Raw genomic sequence first — 16,537 nt, forward strand, 5'->3', positions numbered from 1 at the left:
TTAACTTACGGAGATTCGCATGAAGCCGTCCATTATTCTCTATAAAGCGTTACCTGACGATTTACTGCATCGCCTGGAAGAGCATTTTACTGTGACTCAGATGCCTAACCTGCGCCCGGAAACGGTCGCACAGCACGCCAAGGCCTTTGCCAACGCCGAAGGTCTGCTGGGCTCCAGTGAAGCCGTCAATACCGCGCTGTTGGAGAAAATGCCCAGGCTGCGTGCGACATCCACAATTTCCGTAGGCTATGACAACTTCGATGTCGATGCCCTCAATGCGCGTAAGGTACTGTTGATGCATACGCCAACCGTGCTCACGGAAACCGTCGCCGATACGGTAATGGCGCTGGTGCTAAGCACCGCACGCCGCGTGGTGGAAGTTGCTGAACGAGTGAAGTCAGGCGAATGGACCAAAAGCATAGGGGCCGACTGGTTTGGTACCGATGTCCACCACAAAACGTTGGGCATTGTCGGCATGGGTCGTATCGGGCTGGCGCTGGCGCAACGTGCGCATTTTGGCTTTAGCATGCCGATTCTCTATAACGCCCGCCGTCATCATCAGGAAGCGGAAGAACGCTTCAATGCGCGTTACTGCGATCTTGACACGCTGTTGCAGGAGTCTGATTTTGTCTGCCTGATCCTGCCATTAACCGACGAAACACATCATCTGTTCAGTACCGAGCAGTTTGCCAAAATGAAGTCTTCCGCCATTTTCATTAACGCTGGACGTGGCCCGGTGGTCGATGAAAAAGCGTTGATTAGCGCTCTGCAAAACGGCGACATTCATGCCGCAGGTCTGGATGTATTTGAGCAGGAGCCATTAGCGACAGACTCTCCGCTGCTGTCACTGCCCAACGTGGTGGCCGTGCCGCACATTGGTTCAGCCACGCACGAAACGCGCTATAACATGGCGGCCTGTGCGGTGGATAACTTAATCGATGCGCTGCAAGGAAGAGTGGAGAAGAACTGCGTCAACCCGCAGGTCGCGCAATAAACAAAAGGCCGGGTAGCGCTTACGCTTACCCGGCCTTCTATGTATTACAGCACTCTTTTACTGAGTGGCATTCACCGCAGCAGTCCAGGCTTGAGTAAACGCCTGATGCTGAGCAGCCAACGGGCCAATCAGCGTGTTGTACTGACTTGCCTGTTGTGAAGTTGGGAACTGGATACCGTTGGCGACAAAGCTCACCTGCGTATCCTGCTGCGCCACAAAATCACCGACCTGCACCAGTTGCTGCGTGAAGATTTGCGCGGCAGGGATCAGCGGCTGTAACGCCTCTGAAGGTGCAGTGACGACTTTATTGTAGACCTGGTCAAAGACCGGCTTGAGATCCTCGCCCTGCTTCAGCGCGCCATGCGCAGCATCTGCCTGCAGTTTCGCATTCTGCAACTGTTGCCCTAACACACCCAGTGCGCCATTTGCCTGACGCAGCGGTTCACGCTGAGTCACATAATCCTGAGGAACACGAATCGCATTTACGCTATCAACGACCGGGCGCAGACCGGAGTCCATCGCCTGATTAACCTGTTGAGAATAGCCATACAGAATCGCGTAATCGGACACAAACGGGCCAAACTGTTTTTTCTGATCGGCGGTCAGCGTTGGCAAACGCTCCCCGCTACGCATTGCAGTATTCTGCAGAAAATCGATAAACGCTTTGCGCTGATCGCCTTCTTTATCAAAACACCCACTCAGGCCAACTACCATTAAGAGCGCCAAAACAGGCGCAAACCAGCGAGAGCAGGACTTACCTGTCGCCATTTTAATACTCCTTTCACCCAAAAATGCGCACAACGACACCCGCGTGCCAGACGTTGACAAGGATAGTCCAGGTCAGGCTCGCAAGATACCCTTTCCGCGTAATCTTGTGAGGGAAAATAACCGTTCCCGCCCCCCTTTTTTTTGCTAAACAATGCGCCATTCATTACCCGGGGTCGTATTTTCGTTATCTTTACAATCGGGAGCGATCGTTCGGAGATCGCGACCTTAATCAGTTTGTTAGCCTGTAAAGGCTTGTCGCTCATACTCTGCTGAAACGAATCCATCACGCAAACCTTAGATCCGACTTCATTTTTTCCGACTACTCTTAAGGAGCTTCGATGAAATTCACGATCCCGCTGTGTGATTTATAGGAGTTCTCAATGGAATACAAAGATCCAATGTTTGAACTGCTGAGCAGTCTGGAGCAGATTGTTTTTAAAGATGTATCGCAGACAGTTACTCTGACGCAAAAAACCAACCCTTTCACCGAATTTGAACAGCTACGTCGAGGGACTGGTTTAAAAACAGATGATTTTGCCCGAGTGATGGGCGTGACGGTCGCGATGGTGCATGAATGGGAGTCTAAACGCGTAAAGCCTTCCACTACCGAATTGAAGTTGATGCGCCTGATCCAGGCCGATCCGAGATTAAGTAAGCAATTGATGGATTGAACTATTTTTTAATTTTGCTGAAGAACGGTCCGGTAAAAGGGCCGTTCCCTTACGGAGGGTATCCACAAATAAGAAAATAGTAGTTGCATCCACAGGCGTAAAATGAGTTAATGCTCTCAACGGTTTGACGTACAGACCATTACAGCAGTTTAGTAAGGCAAGTCCCTTCAAGAGTTATCATTGATACCCCTCGTAGTGAGCATTTCCTTTACTGTTAAAAAATCTGTAGAGCACGCCATATCGCCGAAAGGCACACTTATTTTTTAAAAGGTAATACACTATGTCCGGTAAAATGACTGGTATCGTAAAATGGTTCAACGCTGATAAAGGTTTCGGCTTCATCACTCCTGACGATGGCTCTAAAGACGTGTTCGTACACTTCTCTGCTATCCAGAACGATGGCTACAAATCTCTGGACGAAGGTCAGAAAGTTTCCTTCACCATCGAAAGCGGCGCTAAAGGCCCGGCAGCTGGCAACGTAACCAGCCTGTAAGCTTAAAAAGCTCAAAATTCTGAATCCCTGCCAAACGGCGGGGATTTTTTTTATCTGTATTTCGCAATACATCCCACCGAAACGCGTCTTTGCATTACTTTACCCGCCGTACCTTTGACCTTTCCCTAAGGGCAAGCTTTATAGTGAGCCAGTCTGTATTCCATAATGTTCACAAGGAATTGAAGCTATGTCGAAATCCTCACTGCTGCTGGTTTTAGGTTTGCTCACAACGGGTACTGCATTCGCGGCGACCCCGGAAGCCACTTTTCTGGCGGAACATGGACTCAGCGGTAAATCCGTTGAGCAAATCGTAGAGACTATTGACCAGTCGCCGCAGAGTCGCCCGTTGCCTTACTCAGCGTCTGTCACCAGCACCGCGCTGAAACTCTCTTCCGGCGATCAGGTTTATACCCTGCCGCTCGGTGACAAATTCTACCTGTCATTCGCCCCCTATGAATGGCAAACACACCCTTGCTTCAACCATAGTCTGTCTGGCTGCCAGGGCGAAATGCCGGAGAAGACATTCAATGTCAAAGTGACGGACAGTAAGGGAGAGGTCGTGGTACAAAAAGCGATGAAAAGCGGTCGAAACGGCTTCGTCGGGGTATGGCTACCGCGCAATATGGAAGGCACCATCGCAGTAAACTACAACGGTAAATCAGCCGAGTATCCCATTAAGACTATGGAAGACAGCCAGACCTGCCTGACTAAGTTGCAGTTGCGCTAACAACATAAAAAAATGCCGGATAAGGCGGAGACGCCATCCGGCATTTTCTAAGTCAGCTCAGGACCGTTACTGTAGCAGCGAAATATCCGCCACGCGCAGGAACAGCTCGCGCAGTTTTTCGAGCATAGACAGACGGTTAATACGCAGTTCTTTATCTTCTACGTTAACCATGACTTTCTCGAAGAAGGCATCGACCGGTTCACGCAGTGCCGATAGCTCAACCAGCGCTTCCTGGTAATGCCCGGCTGCAAAGACTGGCTCCAGCTTGTCGCGCAGCACCACAACCTGCATCGCCAGCGCAATTTCTTCCGGCTCTTTCAGCGTTGCCGCATTCACGCGGTCGTTCAGCGTTTCTTCAGACTTCGCCAGGATGTTTGATACACGCTTGTTCGCCGCAGCCAGCGCGGACGCGGCTTCCAGCGTACGGAAGTGCGATACCGCCTTCATACGCGCGTCGAAATCAGCTGGACGAGTCGGACGACGCGCCAGCACGGCCTGAATGGTATCAACGGTGTAACCCTCGTCCTGATACCATGCGCGGAAGCGACCGAGCATAAAGTCGATAACGTCATCCACGACTTTCGCGTTGGTCAGCTTGTCGCCGTACAGACGAACCGCTTCCTCGGTCAGCGTTTGCAGATCGAGATTCAGGTTCTTCTCAACGATAATACGCAGCACGCCCAGCGCGGCACGACGCAGCGCAAACGGGTCTTTGTCGCCTTTCGGATGCTGGCCGATACCGAAGATACCCGCCAGGGTGTCCATTTTGTCGGCAATCGCGACGGCACAGGCTACCGGGTTAGACGGCAGGTCATCGCCGGCAAAACGCGGCTGATACTGCTCGTTCAGCGCCACGGCCACATCTTCCGCTTCGCCATCGTGACGCGCATAGTGCATGCCCATCACGCCCTGGGTGTCGGTGAACTCGAAGACCATGTTGGTCATCAGGTCACACTTGGACAGCAGGCCCGCACGCGTTGCGTGGTTCACGTCAGCGCCAATCTGACCAGCAATCCAGCCCGCCAGCGCCTGGATACGATCGGTCTTGTCGCGCAGCGTACCCAGTTGCTGTTGGAACAGCACGGTTTGCAGACGCGGCAGATGATCTTCCAGACGTTTTTTACGGTCGGTATTGAAGAAGAACTCGGCATCCGCCAGACGCGGGCGCACAACTTTCTCATTACCGGAGATAATCTGGCTCGGATCTTTCGATTCGATGTTGGCAACGAAGATAAAGTTCGGCAGCAGTTTGCCATCGTTGGCGTAAACCGGGAAGTACTTCTGGTCGCCTTTCATGGTGTGAACCAGCGCTTCTGACGGAACCGCGAGGAATTTATCTTCGAACTTCGCGGTCAGCACTACCGGCCATTCTACCAGCGAGGTGACTTCTTCCAGCAGGCTTTCGCTCAGATCGGCGTTACCGCCAATTTTACGCGCCGCTTCTTCTGCATCGGCTTTGATTTTCGCTTTACGCTCAGCGTAATCCGCAATCACTTTACCGCGCTCACGCAGGATTTCTGGGTATTGATCGGCAGAATCGATGGTGAATTCCGCTTCGCCCATAAAGCGATGGCCGCGAATCACGCGATCGGACTGAATGCCCAGAATCGTTGCCGGAATCACTTTGTCGCCCAGCAGCAGAGTCACGGTGTGAACCGGACGCACGAAATGGACGTCAGACGCGCCCCAGCGCATCAGTTTCGGGATCGGCAGCTTAGCCAGCGAGGTGGCGATCATGTTCGGCAGCAGCGTTTCAGCGCTTTCGCCTTTCACATGCGCGCGATACAACAACCACTCGCCTTTATCGGTGGTCAGACGCTCGGCCTGGTCAACGGTGATACCGCAGCCACGCGCCCAACCTTCTGCCGCTTTGCTCGGTTTGCCTTCGGCGTCAAACGCCTGAGCAATTGCCGGGCCGCGTTTTTCAACTTCACGGTCAGGTTGCGCTTCAGCCAGGTTCGCGACTTTCAGCGCCAGACGACGCGGTGCGGCGAACCACTCAACGTTGCCGTGCGCGATGCCAGCGTTATCCAGCTCCGCGGTAAAGTTCGCAGCAAAGGACTCAGCCAGGCTGCGCAGTGCTTTTGGTGGCAGCTCTTCAGTGCCGATTTCCACCAGAAAAGTTTTCTCAGACATGGCCGCCTCTTATTTCTCTTTGTTGCACATCGGGAAGCCAAGGGCTTCACGGGAAGCGTAGTAAGCTTCTGCCACTGCTTTGGTCAGGGTGCGAATGCGCAGGATATAGCGCTGACGCTCGGTGACGGAGATGGCTTTACGCGCATCCAGCAGGTTGAAGCTATGGGCGGCTTTCAGAATACGTTCATACGCAGGCAGCGGCAGTGGATTTTCCAGCGCCAGCAACTGCTGCGCTTCTTTCTCGTACTGCTCGAAGCAGGTGAACAGGAAGTCCACGTCGGCATATTCGAAGTTATAGGTGGATTGCTCCACTTCGTTCTGATGGAACACGTCGCCGTAAGTGGTTTTACCCAGAGGGCCGTCGCTCCAGACCAGGTCGTAAACGCTGTCTACGCCCTGAATGTACATGGCCAAACGTTCCAGACCGTAGGTAATTTCCCCGGTCACAGGTTTACATTCCAGACCACCAACCTGCTGGAAGTAGGTGAACTGCGTGACTTCCATACCGTTCAGCCACACTTCCCAACCCAGCCCCCAGGCACCCAGCGTCGGGTTCTCCCAGTTATCTTCCACGAAACGGATATCGTGAATGGTCGGGTCCATACCCAGCTCTTTCAGAGAACCCAGGTACAGCTCCTGAATGTTGTCCGGAGACGGCTTAATCACTACCTGGAACTGATAGTAGTGCTGTAAGCGGTTCGGGTTTTCGCCATAGCGGCCGTCGGTCGGACGACGAGAAGGCTGCACATAAGCAGTCGCCATCGGTTCCGGCCCCAGCGCACGCAGGCAGGTCATTGGGTGAGATGTCCCCGCGCCGACTTCCATGTCCAATGGTTGAACGATGGTGCAGCCCTGGCGAGCCCAGTAATCCTGTAAGGTCAGGATCAAGCCCTGGAAGGTCCTGGTATCAAACTTTTGCATATTATTTCGTGCTGGATACGTGTGGATTTAAAGGAAGCGGTCAGTATACCCGCTGGCTGCAAGATATACAGTACGAAACGGGAAAAAGGGGGAACTTAGCGCATGGAAAGGTGCAAAAACTGCCCGTCTGCATCAAAAGAGCAGACAAAACTCTCTTTACGGAAGGTCGAACCACGCATCTCATAGCTGCCCTGGAATTGTTCCAGGCCGGAGATATCAATTTTCTGCGCGCCGATGTTATAAAGTTGTGCCGCCTCATTTTTGCACAGCGACTCCATATCCAGCGAGCGTGTTGCACTGACCTTAACCTTTTGCGCCTTCTGCGCGGGTGCAGACGGCTGTGTGTTGGCGCAGGCTACCAGCATGAGGGTAGCGATCGCGGGAAAGAAATACTTCATCATCATTTTATTACCGCCTGGTTTGCTGGTCAGTCTTATTATTAGTGTCTGGAAACAGATCCTATTTTGAGAATCTCATCAGACCATCTCAAGCTTTAGCGTAAAAACTCAGATTATTCCAGTGAGTTACGTACGCAAAATATCGGTCAGACTTTTTTTAATGGAGACAGAGGAACTGATGCAGCCCAAAATTTTCTGGATTGATAATCTGCGCGGAATAGCTTGTCTCATGGTTGTGATGATCCACACCACGACCTGGTACATCACCAATGCGCACAGCGTCAGCCCGTTGAATTGGGATCTGGCCAATGTGCTCAATTCCGCCTCTCGCGTCAGCGTCCCGCTGTTCTTCATGATTTCGGGCTATCTGTTTTTTGGTGAGCGCAGCGCCAAACCGCGCCATTTCACGCGCATAGCGCTGTGTATTCTTTTTTACAGCAGCGTGTCGATGGCCTATATTCTGTTGTTTACCTCGATCAATGCTGAGCTGTCGCTGAAAAACCTGCTGCAAAAACCGGTGTTCTATCACCTGTGGTTTTTCTTCGCCATCGCTGTCATCTACCTGGTTTCCCCGCTGATACAGGTGAAAAATATCAGCGGCAAGATGCTGCTGGCGCTCATGGTAGTGATTGGGGTAATTGCCAATCCCAACACCGTCTCGCAAAAAATTGGCGGTTTTGGGTGGCTTCCCATCAACCTGTACATCAGTGGCGATACCTTCTATTACATCTTGTACGGCATGCTGGGTCGGGCGATTGGCATGATGGATACGCAAAAGCGTACGCTCACCTGGCTCTGTGCGGCGTTGTTCATCACCGCGGTGTTTGTTATTTCTCGGGGCACGTTGCATGAACTGCGCTGGCGCGGCAATTTTGCCGATACCTGGTACCTCTACTGCGGCCCGGCGGTGTTTATTTGTGCCGCCTCGCTCCTGACGCTGGTCAAAAATACGCTCAGCAAGCGCACTCTGCCGATACTGGGCCTTATTTCCCGCCACTCGCTGGGCATTTATGGCTTTCATGCGCTGATCATTCACGCGCTGCGCACCAACGGCCTTGAACTCAAAAACTGGCCACCGCTGGACATGCTGTGGATTTTTAGCGCCACGCTGGCGGGTAGCCTGCTGTTGTCCATACTCTTGCAGCGTATCGATACGCGCAGGTTGGTGAGTTAAGACTCACCGTTTTGTTCATTCGGCCCTGGACGCAGGAGTAAAACTTGTCCGGCCAAACACAAGAAGAATGCTGCCAGGTATAGCCCCTTTTCGAGGGGCGTTAACGGTATATTCCATATCCCCACCAGCAGTAGCCCCAGCGTTATCAATGCCACCATCTGACACACGGAAGCGAAGCGTTCGTCGTTCTGATTGAGATTTTCAGCACGCTGATAAGCGTACGTCACAAACATTCCCGTCATCAGCGCACCCAGAAAATAGCCTTTGCCGCTTAATAACGGACATGCTCGCCATAAGCCGATAACGTAAATCAGTATGCCAGAGAAAAATAATATCCATGGCAACAGCCTGGTCGTCTTCATTGGGATCTCCTTATCCATCATGGATACAATATGAATAACCCGCTAAAGACAACACAGAAATATGCCACCACACTGGATTTTCAGAATAAATCCATTCGCATCAATTATTTATTGCATTGAAATATATATTTGATAAATCCCCTCTGCTATTCAGAGGGGAAAATCGTCAGGACATCAGCGGCTGTAATTGCTGATAAATACGACGGAAGGTTTCCCGACGATGTAGGTAAAGCGCATGGCGCTCAGCATCAGGATAATGCGCCTGTTCCAGCGTAAGCTGAGGCAGTATGTCTGCTAACGGCTGCTGCGGATTCATAGCGATTTGCGCCAGTCGCGCCGCACCAAGTGCAGGGCCGACATCACCGCCGGTACGGTAATCCAGCTGCAATCCGCTGATGTCAGACAACATCTGACGCCAGTATGCGCTGCGCGCCCCGCCGCCAATCAAGGTAATGCTGGCAGGCTGCACGCCGCACGCATGCACCACATCCATACCGTCAGCCAGCGCAAAACCCACACCTTCCAGTACTGCTCGCGCCAGTTCTGCCGGACCATGCTGATGCGTCAGACCGAAAAATACGCCCTTCGCCTGCGGGTTATTATGCGGCGTACGTTCACCGGACAGATAAGGTAAAAACCAGACCGGCTCGGCGTCTTCATTCGCCTGTTGCGCTGCGGCGATCAACGCTGGTACGCTCGCCTGTCCGGTTAATTTCGCTGCCCAATCCAGGCAGGATGCTGCGCTCAGCATCACGGACATCAGGTGCCATCGCTCCGGCAAAGCATGACAAAAACTGTGTACCGCGCTTTCCGGTTTGCTGAGGAAGCCGTCGCTTACCGCAAAATAGACGCCGGATGTACCCAGCGAAAGCATCGCCTGACCGGCATTCATCATGCCCACGCCAACCGCCCCCGCCGCGTTATCACCGCCCCCGGCAACGACCGCAACCTCACTCATTCCCCAGTTCCGGGCGACTTCTGGCAGCAATGTTCCGGTAATCGCACAACCTTCGTATAGCGCAGGCATATGCGCACGAGACAGCTTACAGGCCGCCAGCATGACATCACTCCAGTCACGTTTGGCGACATCCAGCCACATCGTACCTGCCGCATCAGACATATCGCTGGCAAAATCGCCGGTCATACGCAGACGCAGGTAATCTTTCGGCAACAGCACTTTATCAATCTGGCTGAAAATCTCCGGTTCGTGGTGCTGCACCCACAGCAACTTTGGCGCGGTAAAGCCAGGCATCATCAGGTTGCCAGTGATAGCACGAGACTGCGGAACCTGGTTCTCCAGCATTATGCACTCTTCACCGCAGCGGCCATCGTTCCACAGGATAGCGGGACGTAATACTTTCTGTTGCTTGTCCAGTAACGTCGCGCCGTGCATCTGGCCGGCAATCCCTAACGCTTTCACCTCACTGAGCGAATGCTGCTGGCCCAGCGCTTTTACGGCGCGATCCGTTGCCAGCCACCATTGTTCAGGGTCCTGCTCTGACCATAACGGATGCGGGCGCGAGACCGTGAGTTTCTCCGTTTGCGAAGCGATCACATCGCCCTGCTCATTCAGCAGAATGGCCTTTACGCCTGAGGTGCCTAGATCTATCCCGATATACATAGCGTATCGTTCCTTAAAGAAAGGCCCGGCAGCGCGTAGCTTTCCGGGCTTACGGACGTTCTCAGAAACCTGTTATTTGTCGAACAAATAATGGTTTACCAGATTTTCCAGCAGTTCCTGATGACCGCTCTGGTGCACTGGCGCCAGGTTATGTTGTTCAGCGTACTGCGCAATTTCCGTCAGCGTCATCTGCCCTTTCAGAATTTGCTGGCCCAGCTCACCATTCCAACCGGCATAGCGCTTGGCCACGCGCTGATCCAGGCCACCGTCCTCAATCATACGGGCCGCAATTTTCAGCGACAGCGCCATGGTATCCATTGCGCCAATATGACCATAGAACAGATCGTATTTATCGGTGCTCTGACGACGGACTTTGGCGTCGAAGTTCAGACCGCCGGTGGTGAAGCCGCCCGCTTTGAGGATTTCGTACATCACCAACGCATTCTCTTCTACGCTATTCGGGAACTGGTCAGTATCCCATCCCAGTTGTGCGTCACCGCGGTTGGCATCGACAGAGCCAAACAGACCCAGCGCGATAGCAGTGGCGATTTCATGATGGAAGGAGTGACCCGCCAGCGTGGCGTGGTTGGCTTCGATATTCAGTTTGATCTCTTTTTCCAGGCCAAACTGCTTGAGGAACCCGTAAACGGTCGCTGCATCGTAGTCGTACTGGTGTTTAGTTGGTTCCTGTGGCTTCGGCTCGATAAGTAAAGTGCCCTGGAAACCCGTTTTGTGTTTGTGCTCTACCACCAGTTGCATAAAGCGGCCAATCTGTTCACGTTCCTGACGCAGATCGGTATTCAGCAGCGTTTCATAGCCTTCACGACCGCCCCACAAAACATAGTTTTCGCCGCCTAGCTTATGCGTGGCATCCATCGCCGTGACCACCTGCATGGCAGCCCAACTGAACACTTCCGGATCCGGGTTCGTGGCCGCGCCCGCGCCGTAGCGTGGATTGGTGAAGCAGTTTGCCGTTCCCCACAGCAGCTTGACCCCACTTTGTTCTTGTTTTGCCGCCAGTACATCAACCATCTGCGCAAAGTTGTTTTTGTACTCTTTCAGCGACGCGCCTTCCGGCGAGACATCCACATCATGGAAGCAATAGTAAGGGACGTTCAGTTTGTGAAAGAACTCAAATGCGACATCCGCTTTGCGTTTCGCCAGCGCCAGTGCTTCTCCGGGCTGCTGCCACGGGCGATCGAAAGCGCCCATGCCGAACATATCCGCACCGTTCCAGCAGAATGTATGCCAATAGCAGGCGGCAAAACGCAGATGATCTTCCATACGTTTGCCCAACACGATTTCGTCAGGGTTGTAATGGCGAAATGCGAGCGGGTTAGTAGATTTAGTCCCTTCAAAACGAACACGATCGAGTTGGTCGAAATAAGCCTGCATAATAAGCTCCATAATCAGGTAATACGGCGAGTAAACTGCGATATAGCTATACTGGAATTTCCTGATATATTGCTCAATTACGTTATTTCACACCGCCATTAAGAGAATACCCAAACGTGCGCTGGCTCCCAAAAAATCGCATTGAAAAAAGAATTAAAAAAGCGATCGCGATCGAAGGTTCATCATTAAACAAAAAACCGTAATGCGCAGATAAAAAATGGCAATTGTCATCCCGCGTTCAGTATGTGAATTTTGCGTAGAATCAGAAAATAAAAATTTGTCACGCTTCATCAAGCAGTCGTACCTGCGGTTTTGCTAGTATCGACAGGCCACGTTAACCTTCCAGGACAGGTTCTTATGTTTGATAAACGTCACCGCATCACTCTATTATTTAATGCCAATAAAGCCTACGACCGCCAGGTGGTAGAAGGGGTGGGTGAATATTTACAGGCATCGCAATCAGAGTGGGATATATTCATTGAGGAAGATTTCCGCGCCCGCATTGATAATATCAAAGACTGGTTAGGCGATGGTGTTATTGCTGATTATGACGACGATGACATTGCACAATTACTTGCCGATGTGGATGTTCCTATCATCGGCGTCGGGGGTTCCTACCATGCGGAAAAGGATTATCCGCCGGTACATTACATTGCCACCGATAACCACGCGCTGGTAGAAAGCGCTTTCCTGCATCTGAAAGAAAAAGGGATCAACCGGTTCGCATTCTACGGACTGCCCGCTTCAAGCGGCAAACGCTGGGCCGCTGAACGTGAATATGCGTTTTGCCAACTGGTCGCGAAAGAAAAGTACCGTGGGGTTGTCTATCAGGGACTGGAAACCGCGCCGGAAAACTGGCAGCACGCGCAAAACCGTCTGGCAGACTGGCTGCAGACTCTGCCGCCGCAAACCGGCATTATCGCCGTCACCGACGCGCGAGCGCGGCACGTCCTGCAAGCTTGCGAACACCTGCATATTCCGGTCCCGGAAAAACTGTGCGTGATTGGTATCGACAACGAAGAACTGACCCGTTACCTGTCGCGGGTGGCGCTGTCATCCGTTGCTCAGGGGGCCAGGCAGATGGGGTATCAGGCCGCTAAGCTTTTGCACCGCTTACTGGCGAGTGAAGAACTACCGCTGCAACGCATACTGGTCCCTCCAGTGCGCGTCATTGAACGCCGTTCAACTGACTACCGTTCATTGACCGATCCGGCGGTGATTCAGGCGATGCACTTTATCCGAAACCATGCCTGCAAAGGCATTAAAGTCGAACAGGTACTGGATGCAGTGGGGATTTCGCGGTCGAACCTGGAGAAACGTTTTAAAGAAGAGGTCGGAGAAACTATCCATGCGGTGATTCATGCCGAAAAGCTGGAAAAAGCGCGCAGCCTGTTGATTTCGACCACGCTTTCAATCAACGAAATTTCACAAATGTGCGGCTATCCATCTTTGCAATACTTCTATTCCGTCTTCAAGAAAGAGTACGACACGACGCCAAAAGAGTATCGCGATGTGAATAGTGAAGTATTGCTATAGAGGGAATTGCCGGATGGCAGCTTCGTCTGATCCGGCCTACAAGATGATTTGTAGACCGGATTACACACGTTACATATGCGCGGCGATTAAGCGCTGGTTATCCTGATACATTGCGAACAGATAGTTGTTGTAGCTCTGTCCCTTAGTGGAATAACCCTTCAGCTTATGAATCATCGCAGTAGCGGTGACTTCCTGATCGGCTTTACGCAGTTGCGCGCGTGACTTACGGAAAGAAGAGTAAGCAGGGTGCGTATTCAGGTTAATGACATAGGCATTGACTGACTCTTTCACTGATTCAAACTGTGAGTAGCCTTTCACCTTACCCGGGGCATTGTTACAACGCCCTTTACCACATTTCATGCCAAACAGGTTGTTGTTGCTCCGCGCCAGTTTCGACGTACCCCAGCCGCTTTCAGCCGCAGCCATGGTTGCCACCATACTGGTCGGGATAATGTCTACACGCTCAAGCAGCGTATTCCACGGAATTTTACGCGTATTGCCAGACCAGCTCACCTTGTAGCGCTTGGCGATGTCTTTCATCCGCGTACGCTCTGTCGGCGACCAGCGATTCTGGTACTGTTTTGAAATCAGCCAGTTACGATCCGCCGTAATGGCAGCATTTTGGCTGGTAATATAAGGCATAACCGTCCGGAGAAACGCTTTTTTCCTTGGTGTTCCGGAAGGGTATTTTCGCAAATCAGGAAGTGAACTACTCTTTGCACTATTGCGAGAATACTCTTGTTTACTGCTAACCTGTTTATTACTTGCCTTGATTACCTGGGGCTTGTGACTCGTTGTCGCCGTGTGTGTCTTTGCCAGCACCTCACCCGAAAATGCAACGGTGAGTAACATAAGAATCATTGCCCCATATCGTCGAATGGGAGTCAATATCATTAGGTCTCCTGGTCGGATTTATACATTCCAACACCTTATATTTTTCACAAAAATGAGAGATGAATCTCAAATCATATCAAAAATAACGGTCAAGAGCACCCAAAGGAATAGTCCAATTCTGAAACTATGTCACGCGTTAACGATTCGGGGCGCCATTAATTTGATGAAAATGTGGGGGTTATCGCAAAATTAGTTCATTTTTTGCTCGCATTAGCTCACCCTCACTTCTCCTCCTGGCGGAATCAGCTCAAAGGAGGAGTTTCCGGCCTGATTTCACTGGCAAACTGGCGAAAATCGCAGCATCAAGGACAGCATTATGAAACTTGCCGCCGTTGCGCTGGCGCTAATGCCCGGCATTGCCATCGCCTCAACATGGACCTCTCAGGGACTTCCCACCTTCGAAGCGGAAGGTACGGGTAAATTCGTCAGCCATGCAGCGTTGACGAAGGGTACTCGTCCTTTAATTCTGAATTTTGACCAACAGTGCTGGCAGCCAGCTGATGCAATAAAACTCAACCAGATGCTGTCGCTCAAACCGTGTGAAGGCGCCCCGCCGCAGTGGCGTTTATTCAAGGACGGCGATTACACGCTGGAAGTCGATACCCGCTCCGGCACGCCCACGCTGATGCTCTCAGTCAAAAGCGCCGCAGACCCCGTCAGTGTCCAAATCCGCCAGTGTCCGAAATGGGATGGTTCGCCATTAACGCTGGACGTCAGTCAGACCTTCCCGGAAGGCGCCGTGGTGCGCGACTACTACAGTAACCAAACGGCGACGGTAAAAAACGGGTCGATTACCCTGCAGCCCGCCGCAACCAGTAACGGATTGTTGCTGCTGGAACGGGCGGAAACCGACGCCCCCGCTGCTTTCGACTGGCATAACGCGACGGTGTATTTCGTCCTGACGGACCGCTTTATGAATGGCGATCCGGGCAATGACCACAGCTACGGTCGGCGCAACGACGGTATGCAGGAAATTGGCACCTTCCACGGCGGCGATTTACGCGGTCTTGCCAGCAAACTCGACTATCTGCAACAACTGGGCGTCAATGCGCTATGGATCAGCGCGCCGTTTGAGCAAATCCACGGCTGGGTCGGCGGTGGCACCAAAGGCGATTTTCCCCACTACGCCTATCATGGCTACTACACTCAGGACTGGACCACGCTCGACGCCAATATGGGCAACGAAAACGATCTGCGCGCGCTGGTTGACGGCGCTCACCAGCGCGGCATCCGTGTCCTGTTCGATGTCGTGATGAACCATGCAGGCTACGCCACGCTAGCGGATATGCAGGAATATCAGTTTGGGGCGCTGTACTTATCAGGCGATGAGCTGAAAAACACGCTCGGCGAACGCTGGACGGACTGGAAGCCAGCCGCCGGGCAGAGCTGGCATAGCTTTAATGATTACATCAACTTCAGCGATAAAACCGGCTGGGAAAAATGGTGGGGCAAAAACTGGATCCGCACCGATATTGGCGATTACGACAACCCTGGTTTTGACGACTTGACCATGTCGCTGGCTTTCCTGCCCGATCTGAAAACCGAATCCACCACGCCTTCCGGCCTGCCTAATTTTTATCAGCACAAACCAGATACTCACGCCAAAGCTATCGCCGGCTACACGCCCCGTGACTATCTGACCCACTGGCTCAGTCAGTGGGTGCGCGATTACGGAATTGACGGCTTTCGGGTTGATACCGCCAAACACGTTGAGCTGCCCGCCTGGCAGCAGCTCAAAACACAGGCCAGCGCGGCGCTGGTCGAATGGAAGAAAGCCAACCCGGACAAAGCGCTGGATGATAAACCCTTCTGGATGACCGGTGAAGCCTGGGGTCACGGCGTCATGCAAAGCGACTATTATCGTCACGGTTTCGACGCGATGATCAATTTCGACTATCAGGAGCAGGCGGCGAAAGCCGTTGATTGTCTGGCAAATATGGATCTCACCTGGCAGCAGATGGCAGAAAAACTGCAGGATTTCAATGTCCTGAGCTATCTCTCCTCCCATGATACCCGGCTGTTTCGCGAGGGTGGAGACAAAGCCGCCGAGCTATTGCTACTGGCGCCTGGGGCAGTACAACTGTTTTACGGTGACGAGTCGGCCCGGCCTTTTGGCCCCACGGGTTCCGATCCCTTGCAGGGTACGCGCTCAGAGATGAACTGGCAGGATGTGACCGGGAAATCTGCCGCCAGCGTCGCCCACTGGCAACGTATCAGCCAGTTCAGGGCCAGACATCCCGCCATTGGCGCCGGTAAACAAACCACGCTGACATTGAAGCAGGGATACGGATTCGTCCGTGAACATGGCAACGATAAAGTTATGGTGGTGTGGGCCGGTCAGCACTGATCCTGACGGGCTTCTCGTACTCGCTAATGCGAGAAGCCCAATTCACGATAAAAAACCAGCCCGACAAAAATCTGCAGCACAAAACATCAATCCAGCCTGA

Annotated in this window: 15 protein-coding genes; 7 read left to right on the plus strand and 8 right to left on the minus strand. The window is 52.6% G+C overall.

Annotated elements, in window-relative coordinates:
- The first annotated feature begins 19 nt into the window (after positions 1-19).
- On the plus strand, positions 20-994 hold the full coding sequence (gene ghrB, locus FDX14_RS04885) for a glyoxylate/hydroxypyruvate reductase GhrB (protein ID WP_137349106.1): 975 nt from the start codon (positions 20-22) through the stop codon (positions 992-994).
- A gap of 57 nt (positions 995-1,051) precedes the next feature.
- Here ghrB and FDX14_RS04890 read toward each other — a convergent pair whose 3' ends face one another.
- Complete coding sequence (locus FDX14_RS04890; RefSeq protein ID WP_042311688.1) at positions 1,052-1,762, minus strand: DUF3053 domain-containing protein; 711 nt, start codon at positions 1,760-1,762, stop codon at positions 1,052-1,054.
- A 380-nt stretch (positions 1,763-2,142) separates the two neighbouring features.
- Here FDX14_RS04890 and FDX14_RS04895 point away from each other — a divergent pair, with 380 nt between their 5' ends.
- From FDX14_RS04895 to cueP, 3 genes are all read left to right on the plus strand, one after another.
- Positions 2,143-2,433 (plus strand): HTH-type transcriptional regulator, encoded by a 291-nt coding sequence (locus FDX14_RS04895; RefSeq protein ID WP_003024273.1) that lies wholly within the window; start codon positions 2,143-2,145, stop codon positions 2,431-2,433.
- Between the two features lie 280 nt (positions 2,434-2,713).
- Positions 2,714-2,926 carry a transcription antiterminator/RNA stability regulator CspE gene (gene cspE, locus FDX14_RS04900; RefSeq protein WP_000014594.1) on the plus strand — a complete coding sequence of 71 codons (213 nt, stop codon included), beginning with the start codon at positions 2,714-2,716 and terminating at the stop codon, positions 2,924-2,926.
- Between the two features lie 187 nt (positions 2,927-3,113).
- Positions 3,114-3,653, plus strand: coding sequence for a copper-binding periplasmic metallochaperone CueP (gene cueP / locus FDX14_RS04905; protein ID WP_042311683.1), 540 nt, complete (start codon positions 3,114-3,116; stop codon positions 3,651-3,653).
- Positions 3,654-3,719: 66 nt separating this feature from the next.
- Here the strand turns inward: cueP and glyS are convergent, their stop codons facing one another.
- The 3 genes from glyS to FDX14_RS04920 all read right to left on the minus strand — a co-directional run bounded on the left by glyS (position 3,720) and on the right by FDX14_RS04920 (position 7,114).
- Complete coding sequence (gene glyS, locus FDX14_RS04910; RefSeq protein WP_042311682.1) at positions 3,720-5,789, minus strand: glycine--tRNA ligase subunit beta; 2,070 nt, start codon at positions 5,787-5,789, stop codon at positions 3,720-3,722.
- A 9-nt stretch (positions 5,790-5,798) separates the two neighbouring features.
- Entirely contained in the window at positions 5,799-6,710 is a 912-nt protein-coding gene (glyQ, locus tag FDX14_RS04915) for a glycine--tRNA ligase subunit alpha (RefSeq protein ID WP_001168552.1), read from the minus strand.
- A gap of 95 nt (positions 6,711-6,805) precedes the next feature.
- Positions 6,806-7,114 carry a YsaB family lipoprotein gene (locus tag FDX14_RS04920; RefSeq protein WP_137349107.1) on the minus strand — a complete coding sequence of 103 codons (309 nt, stop codon included), beginning with the start codon at positions 7,112-7,114 and terminating at the stop codon, positions 6,806-6,808.
- Positions 7,115-7,286: 172 nt separating this feature from the next.
- Between FDX14_RS04920 and FDX14_RS04925 the strand changes: the two genes are divergently transcribed.
- Positions 7,287-8,282, plus strand: coding sequence for an acyltransferase (locus tag FDX14_RS04925; RefSeq protein ID WP_137349108.1), 996 nt, complete (start codon positions 7,287-7,289; stop codon positions 8,280-8,282).
- Here FDX14_RS04925 and yiaB read toward each other — a convergent pair.
- The 3 genes from yiaB to xylA all read right to left on the minus strand — a co-directional run bounded on the left by yiaB (position 8,279) and on the right by xylA (position 11,660).
- Positions 8,279-8,644, minus strand: coding sequence for an inner membrane protein YiaB (gene yiaB / locus FDX14_RS04930; protein WP_137349109.1), 366 nt, complete (start codon positions 8,642-8,644; stop codon positions 8,279-8,281). The genes FDX14_RS04925 and yiaB overlap by 4 nt on opposite strands.
- Before the next feature lie 166 nt (positions 8,645-8,810).
- Positions 8,811-10,265 carry a xylulokinase gene (gene xylB, locus FDX14_RS04935; RefSeq protein ID WP_137349110.1) on the minus strand — a complete coding sequence of 485 codons (1,455 nt, stop codon included), beginning with the start codon at positions 10,263-10,265 and terminating at the stop codon, positions 8,811-8,813.
- 72 nt (positions 10,266-10,337) lie between these two features.
- Positions 10,338-11,660 (minus strand): xylose isomerase, encoded by a 1,323-nt coding sequence (gene xylA / locus FDX14_RS04940; protein WP_137349111.1) that lies wholly within the window; start codon positions 11,658-11,660, stop codon positions 10,338-10,340.
- Between the two features lie 357 nt (positions 11,661-12,017).
- Between xylA and xylR the strand changes: the two genes are divergently transcribed.
- Positions 12,018-13,196, plus strand: coding sequence for a D-xylose utilization transcriptional activator XylR (gene xylR / locus FDX14_RS04945; RefSeq protein WP_042311672.1), 1,179 nt, complete (start codon positions 12,018-12,020; stop codon positions 13,194-13,196).
- Positions 13,197-13,265: 69 nt separating this feature from the next.
- Here the strand turns inward: xylR and FDX14_RS04950 are convergent, their stop codons facing one another.
- On the minus strand, positions 13,266-14,090 hold the full coding sequence (locus FDX14_RS04950; RefSeq protein ID WP_042311671.1) for a protein bax: 825 nt from the start codon (positions 14,088-14,090) through the stop codon (positions 13,266-13,268).
- 316 nt (positions 14,091-14,406) lie between these two features.
- Between FDX14_RS04950 and malS the strand changes: the two genes are divergently transcribed.
- On the plus strand, positions 14,407-16,437 hold the full coding sequence (gene malS / locus FDX14_RS04955) for an alpha-amylase (protein WP_137349112.1): 2,031 nt from the start codon (positions 14,407-14,409) through the stop codon (positions 16,435-16,437).
- The last annotated feature ends 100 nt before the right edge of the window (positions 16,438-16,537 follow it).

Source organism: Citrobacter sp. wls710, assembly GCF_005281115.1.
Taxonomy (GTDB): Bacteria; Pseudomonadota; Gammaproteobacteria; order Enterobacterales; family Enterobacteriaceae; genus Citrobacter; species Citrobacter werkmanii.